The sequence below is a fragment of the Streptomyces sp. UNOC14_S4 genome, from assembly GCF_020740835.1.
Lineage (GTDB): Bacteria > Actinomycetota > Actinomycetes > Streptomycetales > Streptomycetaceae > Streptomyces.
Genome location: NZ_JAINFC010000358.1, coordinates 1 through 8,002, shown reverse-complemented (window position 1 = coordinate 8,002; position 8,002 = coordinate 1). Strand labels below are relative to the sequence as shown.

Annotated in this window: 8 protein-coding genes and 1 pseudogene; 8 read left to right on the top strand and 1 reads right to left on the bottom strand. The window is 70.3% G+C overall.

Annotated elements, in window-relative coordinates; genetic code table 11:
- The 3 genes from K6I34_RS26335 to K6I34_RS26325 form a co-directional block, all read left to right on the top strand.
- On the top strand, nucleotides 1–914 hold a 914-nt coding region (locus K6I34_RS26335; protein ID WP_275127156.1), incomplete at its 5' end, for a lyase family protein.
- The gene (locus tag K6I34_RS26330) at nucleotides 899–1,663 is read left to right on the top strand and encodes a class I SAM-dependent methyltransferase (RefSeq protein ID WP_229329221.1); all 765 of its coding nucleotides are present in this window, start codon (nucleotides 899–901) and stop codon (nucleotides 1,661–1,663) included. The genes K6I34_RS26335 and K6I34_RS26330, both read left to right, overlap by 16 nt.
- Nucleotides 1,650–3,542, top strand: coding sequence for a lyase family protein (locus K6I34_RS26325; protein WP_229329219.1), 1,893 nt, complete (start codon nucleotides 1,650–1,652; stop codon nucleotides 3,540–3,542). The genes K6I34_RS26330 and K6I34_RS26325 overlap by 14 nt, the downstream gene beginning before the upstream one ends.
- A 369-nt stretch (nucleotides 3,543–3,911) precedes the next feature.
- Here the strand turns inward: K6I34_RS26325 and K6I34_RS26320 are convergent, their stop codons facing one another.
- The gene (locus K6I34_RS26320; RefSeq protein ID WP_229329217.1) at nucleotides 3,912–4,385 is read right to left on the bottom strand and encodes a hypothetical protein; all 474 of its coding nucleotides are present in this window, start codon (nucleotides 4,383–4,385) and stop codon (nucleotides 3,912–3,914) included.
- A gap of 223 nt (nucleotides 4,386–4,608) precedes the next feature.
- Between K6I34_RS26320 and K6I34_RS26315 the strand changes: the two genes are divergently transcribed.
- From K6I34_RS26315 to K6I34_RS26295, 5 genes and pseudogenes are all read left to right on the top strand, one after another.
- A complete protein-coding gene (locus K6I34_RS26315; protein ID WP_229329215.1) occupies nucleotides 4,609–5,061 on the top strand; it encodes a hypothetical protein in 453 nt (150 codons plus the stop codon).
- A gap of 51 nt (nucleotides 5,062–5,112) precedes the next feature.
- Nucleotides 5,113–5,514, top strand: a pseudogene (locus tag K6I34_RS26310) (NUDIX hydrolase); the annotation flags it as partial.
- Between the two features lie 13 nt (nucleotides 5,515–5,527).
- The gene (locus tag K6I34_RS26305; protein ID WP_374231017.1) at nucleotides 5,528–5,806 is read left to right on the top strand and encodes a hypothetical protein; all 279 of its coding nucleotides are present in this window, start codon (nucleotides 5,528–5,530) and stop codon (nucleotides 5,804–5,806) included.
- Nucleotides 5,807–5,990: 184 nt separating this feature from the next.
- Nucleotides 5,991–7,472 carry a sodium:solute symporter gene (locus tag K6I34_RS26300; RefSeq protein ID WP_229329223.1) on the top strand — a complete coding sequence of 494 codons (1,482 nt, stop codon included), beginning with the start codon at nucleotides 5,991–5,993 and terminating at the stop codon, nucleotides 7,470–7,472.
- Nucleotides 7,469–8,002, top strand: a 534-nt coding sequence (locus K6I34_RS26295; protein ID WP_275127155.1) for a thiamine pyrophosphate-binding protein, incomplete at its 3' end; no start/stop codon positions are given. The genes K6I34_RS26300 and K6I34_RS26295, both read left to right, overlap by 4 nt.

Genomic DNA, 8,002 nt, shown 5'->3' with positions numbered 1-8,002 from the left:
AGCCCGCCCTGCCCATGGGGTTCGGGTTGAAGGTGGCCGGCTGGATCGACGAGGTGTTGCGCGATGTGCAGCGCCTCGGCGAGATGCGCGGGCGCGTCCTGGTGGTCCAGCTCTTCGGCGGCGTCGGAACCATGGCCGGATTCGGCGGGCGGGGGGCGGAACTCATTCAGGTCTTCGCGCGGCGCCTCGGTCTCGAGGTGCCCCGGGTCGGCTGGCACACGGCCCGGGACCGGGTGGCCGAGTACGTGTGCACTCTCGCGATGACGGCCGCGACGCTGGGCAGAATCGCCGACGAGGTGCGGACGTTGTCCCGGCCGGAGTTCGGCGAGCTCGAACTGTCGTGGCGGCACGGCATGGTGGGCAGCAGTACCATGCCGCACAAGCGAAATCCCGAGGCGTGCGAGCAGGTGGTCGCGCTGGCCCGGCTGGCAGCGGCCGAAGCTGCCCCGGCGCTCGCAGCGATGGCGGGCGACCACGAACGCGACGGACGAACCCTGCGCCTGGAATGGGCCTGTGTTCCGGACGTCTCCCACTACACACTCGCCGCCGCGGCCAGGTTGCAGCATGTGATCGGCGGGCTGACCGTTCACCGGGACCGGCTCCTGGCCAACGTGCGCGCCGTGAGCGACCAGGTGTGCACCGAACGCCTCATGCTGCTGTTGGCCGCACGGATGGGCGTGCAGGCTGCGTACACCTGGGTCTACGACCGTAGCCAGGACGCTCGCAGCCGCGGCCTGAGCCTCAAGGAAGAACTGCTGCGCGAAGGCACGGTCCTGCAACACCTGAGCGCGACCCGTATCGAGGCGGTCTTCGAACCATCCGGCTATCTCGGCGACTCCGCGCGACTCGTGGAAGTCGTCGTCGATGAGGCGAGGCGATGGCTCGCGGAGAGGACGGCATGGAAACCAGCCTGAAGAACCTGCTCTACGACAATCCGGCGTTGTACGAGGAGATCTACGACGGGTCGGGGGACGCGATCCCCCGCATGTGCCTGGAACTGTTCGGCGGCGGTCCCGCGAGTCTCCTGGACGTCGGCTGCGGAACCGGCCGCGACCTCGAGTACTACGACCGGCACGGCGTCCGGTGCTGCGGGATCGACCTCCAACCGGGCATGATCGCCTTCGCCCGCGCACGCCGACCGGCGATCGAATTCCATGTCGGCGACATGCGCGAGTTCCGGCTCGGTACCACGTTCGAGGTGATCACGTGCGTCGGCTGGGCACTGTGCAACCTGCACACACCCGGAGACCTGGAACGCGCGATGGCGACCTTCGCGGCACACTCCGAGCCCGGCACGCTCCTGCTGCTGCACCTGCCGAACGCCGTCTCGGACCCGGACGGGCGCGGCATGCCGCACCGGTTCACCATCGACACCCCGTCTCTGCAGGCCACGGCCGAAGCCGTCTACCACCTCGACCGACGGCGACAACTGCTCGTACGCGAGCGCGTGTGGTCGATCGCCGGACAACCCGATCGGACGGACTTCGTCCGGTTCAGGCTCTTGTTCCCCATGGAGGTGGAGCACTACCTGACCACGCACGGCTTCGACGTGATCGGCATGTACGACAACACCGCCTGCGAGGAGAACGACTTGAACGGCCCTGTCCTGTACGTCGCTGCCCGCTACACCGGGGAGAACGGAGACGCCAATGCGCGAAGATGAGGACGAGCTGGGGACGGTCAACCTGCCGGACGACGTGTACTACGGCGTCAACACGGTGCGCGCACAGGGAAACTTCGACGTCTCGGGCGCCGTGCTGGGCGACTTCCCCGCATACCTGACCGCGCTCGCCCACATCAAGAAGGCGGCAGCGCTCGCGAACGCGGACATCGGCGTCCTCAGGCCGCAGGTGGCGGAGGCCGTCTGCCAGGCCGCGGACGAGGTCGCAGCCGGCCGGTTCGGCCGGCGCCAGTTCCCCGTCGACATGATGAGCGGCGGCGGCGGGACGTCACCGAACATGAACGTCAACGAGGTGCTGGCCAACCGCGCCAATGAGATCCTGTGCGGCCACAAGGGCTACGACCTCGTGCACCCGAACAACCACGTCAACGCGTGCCAGTCCACCACCGACGTGATCGCCACTGCCATCACCCTGGCGCTGCACCGGGACCTCGGGGCACTGATCGGCGCGGTCGGCGTGCTCGAGAACGCGCTGGAAGAGAAGATCGAGGAGTACCGGGGGGCTGTCAAGCTGGCCCGCACCTGCCTGCAGGACGCGGTGCCGATCACCTTCGACCAGGAGTTCGGCGCGTATCTCGCCGTCGTCCGACGCAGCATCGCCCGCCTGCGTGCCGCCGCCGCGAACAGCCTGGACGTGCCCATGGGGGCCACGATCGTCGGTACCGGCCTCGGGGTGGGGGCCAGCTACCTCGAGCACATCTATCCGCGCTTGGCCGAGGTCACCGGCCTGCCGGTCCGCAAACACCCCAACTTCTTCGACTGCATCCAGAACGGCGATATCTTCCAGGAGATCTCGACCGTCCTCAAAGGGCTCGCGACCAACCTCGCGAAGATGGCCCACGACATCTCGCTCCTGGCCAGCGGCAACCGCGCCGGGCTCATGGAACTGAGCCTGCCTGCCGTGCAGGCCGGTTCCTCGTTCGTTCCCGGCAAGGTCAATCCGGTCCTGCCGGAGATGATCACCCAGATCGCCTACCAGATCTCCGGCAACGACACGGTGATCACGATGGCCGTCCAGGGCGCCGACCTGGACTACAACGCCTGGACCGCGGTCATCGCCAAGAACCTCTTCGAATCCTGCCGCCTTCTGCAGCACGGCGTCCCGCTGTTCGCGGACAAGTGCATCAGGGGCCTGCGGATGGATACACAACGGTGCCGCGGCTATGCCGAGCTCAGCCTGGCGCTTTCGTCAATGGTGGGCGTGGTCTTCGGCCATGACGACGGCGCCCGGGTCGCGTACCACGCCAAGGAGCACGGCACCTCGATCCGGGAGTCCGCGGTGCTCCTCGGCGTCATGGACGAGGAGACGGCCGACGTGCTGCTCGATCCGGTCACCCTCACCGACGCCGCGCTCAGTTCCACGGTCCTCGACCGCCTGGTCGAACGGCGCCGTGCGCAGACCCGCGCGCTGATCTCCGGGCTGCCGGTCGAGGTACGCCGCGGCCTGCTGACCGTCGCGGTGGCCATGGCCCAGGCCGACGGCGTCATCGCCCCGGAAGAAGTCAGCGCTCTCGACGTCGTGGCGGACGTCTTGCAGGTGCCCCTGGACCACGACCTGACCCTCCCGGTTCCCCTGCCGACGGGTCTGGCCGCTCTGGACCTCCAGGCACGTGAACTCATCTATTCCTGCTCTCTGTGGATCGCTTTCGCGGACGAGACGGTCGTCGCCGAGGAAAGCAACCTCCTCGGCCGACTCCGCGTCGAGCTGGACCTGAGCGAGGACACGGCGACCGGTCTGCGGGCCAAAGTCGCGCAGGTCCGCGGCACACGCCACGGCTACCTCCATCAGTTCGACAAGCTGCCCTGGTGGGAGGAGTTCGAAGGTCTGGTCGCCACCCTCGCTGCCGACTCCGCGTCATGAGGCCGGGGCCGATTCGGCAACTGACCGCCTGGTCGTCGTTCATGCCGGCTCCTGGTCGGTGATCGCCAGCGCGGTGGTGCCCTGCCGGGCTTGGGCAGCGGGTAGGCGGGCGTGGTGGCGGAGTGGAAGGTGACGTTGCCCTCGACCCGGCTGAACAGCTGGTGGACGTGCCCGCTGAGCGCGGTGACCGACGAGAGGCGGCCGAGCGGGTTGAGGACGTGCAGTGCGTCGTCGGTCGACCACCCCCACTGCGGGTACATCGCGAACAGCGGGATGTGGCTGAACACGACGATCGGGTTGTCGGAGGACAGGTCGGTGACGTCCGTGTTGGCCGGGCCGGCGTGGGCGCGGCTGCTGAGCCGACGCGGCTCACATGTAGTCGAAGTAGCGGTGCCACCACATGGTCTGCCAGTACTCCAGGTTCCCTCCGTCGTACCGCTCCCTCAGCAGGTGCCCGGGCACATATGTGCAGCCGAGACCGGCCGAGGCAGCCGCGATCCGGTCCCGGTCCTCCTCGTGCAGCCGCTCGACGGCGAGGGAGCTGTCGCGCGCCTGGCCGCCCGCGCCTGCCGTGATCAGGGAGCCGAAGTTGCTGAGCCGGACGATCACTCGCTGCCCGCTCCTCGCGGCCGTGGACGGCACCACGATCTCGCCGCGGAAGGAGGCGTCCCGGACACCACGATCAACCTCGCAGACGCACCGGAACCGCTCTTCGAGCAGCCGGACGAGCTGCTCGAACCGGCAGGGAGCCGTACGCCTCGCCTGGTCGCGCGGGAATTCGATGGACTCCGGGTCGTCCAGCTCCCGCAGCACACTCCGCAGGTGGTCGTCGTCGTACATCACGGATCAATTGTCACTCACTCGCAGTCGGCGCCATCGTCACCCCGACCCGAAACCTCACCGTCCTCGACGAACGGCATGTCCTGCACTGCGGCCCGCACCTTCTCATCGCCCGCGAGCAGGGTGCCGCTCCACTACACCGCCGACCCCCACCTTCCACCCCGACGGCCGCTTCACCGCCTTGCACCTTTACCCCCAAACGGAAAAACGCCTCAAATCCGGGTACGTGGACGCAAGCCGCTGGCTTCTGAACACGCTGCTCGCCCACAAGGTCCGGCTTGGGCTCGGCCGCCGCGACGAACACCCCGCGGCCACCCACGCGGACATCGACGCCGTCCTCGACAAACTCGAGGACCTGGCCAACGCCTTGGAGGCCGCGGACCGGCGAGCCACCGCCCACCTGCGCGGACAGATCCGCCCGCTGGTCGCCGCCTACGCGGCCGCGCTCCAGAAGGCGGGCTACCCGCCGAGCCTCTTCTTCTCCTGCCGCTTCACCATCGACACCGGCCAGATCGTCAACTTGGTCGAGGAACTCGACCCACGTCACCTCTCCCCGGTGGTGCGCGCGACCGGCCGCCGCTTGCGCAGCCACACGATCGCCCTGCCCGGCGATGTCATCGAGCACATCGGCCTGGAACAAGGCCGCGCGGGCTTCGCCCTGCCCGGCCTCACGGCCTGAGCCCGCCTCCCGGGACGGCCGACACCCGCAGGTGCGAACCCTCCGCCCGGCGGGAACGTCGAGGCCGGGGAAGACCTTCTCGCTGCCCTTCACCGCGAGTTGCACGAAGAGCTCGACCTCGACACCACCCAGGCGGAGCCCGAGCTGCTGTGGGTGGTCGACCAGCGCGTCTCACGTCCCGGATCGACTCCGCCGCCACGGAAGCTCCATTTGATCTACCGGCTCCACATCAGCGAAGAGACCCGGGCCCGCTTGGCCACCGAGGAGCACGACGAACTGGAAGACGGCAGCCACGAAGTGGGCATCATCGAATGGGTGGACCACCGCAAGGCCGGCGACTTGCCGATCTTCCCGCCGATCGGCCCGGCCGTCGCGAGCCTGGAGACACCGCACGCGACGGCTTCCAGCGTGGCGCTCCCTGCCGTCACGGACGAGAACTACACCTGGGTCTGACCCGTACTGTCAGATGCGCGGGGCGATCGAGTTCACCAGCACCCGCAGGCCGGCCGTGCGCGACACCGACGACGCCCCGCTCCTGGCCGAACTGCGTACGGGCGCCTGGCTGGTCGTCCACCTCGCCGCGCTGACCGTCCTGTCCTGGCTCGGCACCTTCAAGGGCTCCGGCCGCCTGCCCGCCCCCTACGACTCGTTCACCGTGGCCGCCGTGAGCCTGGCCGTCTTCTTCTGGGCGGTGCGGTCCGGGGTGGGGCACAGCGCGACGCGCGCGCGAGTGGTCCAGGGGTGACCCCGAGGCGCGGCCCGCTGGACGGTTCGTATGCCGGGGCCCGGCGGATTGGAAGATCCGTACAATTCACGGGCGCCACACAGGAGATCTAGGGTCACAGAAATCCCAGCGGTTGCCGTCGCGGGTCCGAGGAGGCGCCTTGTCCGTCGTCGACAGCACCGTGATCGTCGTCTATCTCGTCGGCATGCTCGCCATCGGCTGGTGGGGCATGCGCCGCTCGGCCACCGCGGGCGACTTCCTCGTCGCGGGCCGCCGCCTCGGCCCCGCCATGTACTCCGGCACCATGGCCGCCGTCGTGCTGGGCGGGGCCTCCACGATCGGCGGCGTGGGCCTCGGCTACCGCTACGGCCTCTCCGGCGCCTGGATGGTCTTCGCCATCGGCCTCGGCCTCCTCGCGCTGAGCCTGGTGTTCTCCGCCCGCATCAGCAGACTCAAGGTCTACACGGTCGGCGAGATGCTCGACCTCCGCTACGGCCGCGGCCCGCTCGGCGCCTTCTCCGGCGTCGTGATGTGGGCGTACACGCTGATGCTCGCCGTGACCTCGACCATCGCCTACGCCACGATCTTCGGCGTCGTCCTGGGCCTGGACCGGACCCCGGCCATCGTCCTCGGCGGAGTCGTCGTGGTCGGCTACTCGACGCTCGGCGGCATGTGGTCCATCACCCTCACCGACCTGGTGCAGTTCGTCGTCAAGACCGTCGGCGTCCTGCTCGTCCTGCTGCCGGTGGCCGTCGTGAAGGCGGGCGGCTTCGCGCGGATGGAGGCCGACCTGCCCGACGGCTTCTTCTCCCCGACGGGCATCGGCGCGCGCACCGTCCTCACCTACGTCCTCGTCTACTCCTTCGGCATGCTCATCGGCCAGGACATCTGGCAGCGCGTCCTCACCGCCCGCGACGCCAGGACGGCCCGCGCCGGCGGCACCGTGGCGGGCACGTACTGCCTGCTCTACGCGCTCGGCGGCGCCGTCATCGGCACGGCCGCCCGCGTCCTCCACCCCCACCTCGGCAACCCCGACGACGCTTTCGTCACCCTCGTCCGCGACCTCCTGCCCACCGGCGCGCGCGGGCTGGTGCTGGCCGCCGCGCTCTCGGCCGTCATGTCGACCTCCTCCGGCGCGCTCATCGCCTGCGCCACCGTCGTCAACCACGACCTCCGCGCCCGCCTGCGCCCCCGCGCGGACGGAAACACCGGGACGGGCAGAAGCGCCGGGGCGGACGAGGTCCGCGGGAACCGCCTGGCCATCCTGGTCCTCGGCGCGCTGGTGACCGGCGTCGCCGTCGTCCTCGGCGGCGTGGTCGAGGCCCTGACCGTCGCGTACGACCTCCTTGTCGGCGGACTGCTCGTCCCGGTGCTCGGCGGCCTGCTCTGGCGCCGCGGCACCGCCACCGGAGCCCTGGCCGCGCTCGGCGTCGGCAGCGCCACCGTCGTGACCCTCATGGCCCTGCTCGGCGTCCAGGCCGACGAACCGGTCCTCTACGGCCTGCCCGCCTCCCTGGCCGCCTACGTCGCGGTCAGCCTCGCGGGCCGCCCGACGGACCCCGCCGTCCTGGCCGCCTGGCGCGCCCGCGCGGCGGACGGGGACGCGCCCGGTGCCGACGGCCCGCACGCCCCCGCCGTCCCGGCGGCCCGATCCGCGACAGCACCCCGAAAGGCACCCCAGGCATGAGCACAGCCCGGCCCGTCCGCACCGGCGGCGACCTGACCCTCGAAGCACTCACCGCGCTCGGGGCCACCACCGTCTTCGGGCTGCCCGGCCAGCACGCGCTCGGCCTCTTCGACGCGCTGCGCCGCTCACCGCTGCGCTACGTGGGCCTGCGCGTCGAGAACAACGCGGGCTTCGCGGCCGACGCCCACGCCCGCGTCACCGGCACCGTCACCCCGCTGCTGGTCTCCACCGGCCCCGGCGCCCTGATGACGCTCGCCGCCCTCCAGGAGGCCGCCGCCGCGTCCGCGCCCGTCCTCGGGATCTCCAGCCAGATACCGGCCGCGGGCCTGGGCGGCGGCCGCAAGGGATACCTGCACGAGCTCCCCGACCAGCAGGCGTCGTTCCGCGGCGTCGTCAAGAGCACGTACACCGTCCGCCACGCCTCGCAGATACCCTCCGCGCTCGCCGACGCCTGGCGCACCGCGCTGGAGGCCCCCGCCGGCCCGGTGTGGGTCGAGATCCCGCAGGACGTCCTCCTCGCCCCCGTGGAC

What these genes read in the sequence shown, in the direction of transcription:
- K6I34_RS26300 (WP_229329223.1), top strand. Translation starts at nt 5,991, where the DNA reads ATGCTCGCCATCGGCTGGTGGGGCATGCGCCGCTCGGCCACCGCGGGC.
- K6I34_RS26325 (WP_229329219.1), top strand. Translation starts at nt 1,650, where the DNA reads ATGCGCGAAGATGAGGACGAGCTGGGGACGGTCAACCTGCCGGACGAC.
- K6I34_RS26305 (WP_374231017.1), top strand. Translation starts at nt 5,528, where the DNA reads ATGCGCGGGGCGATCGAGTTCACCAGCACCCGCAGGCCGGCCGTGCGC.
- K6I34_RS26330 (WP_229329221.1), top strand. Translation starts at nt 899, where the DNA reads ATGGAAACCAGCCTGAAGAACCTGCTCTACGACAATCCGGCGTTGTAC.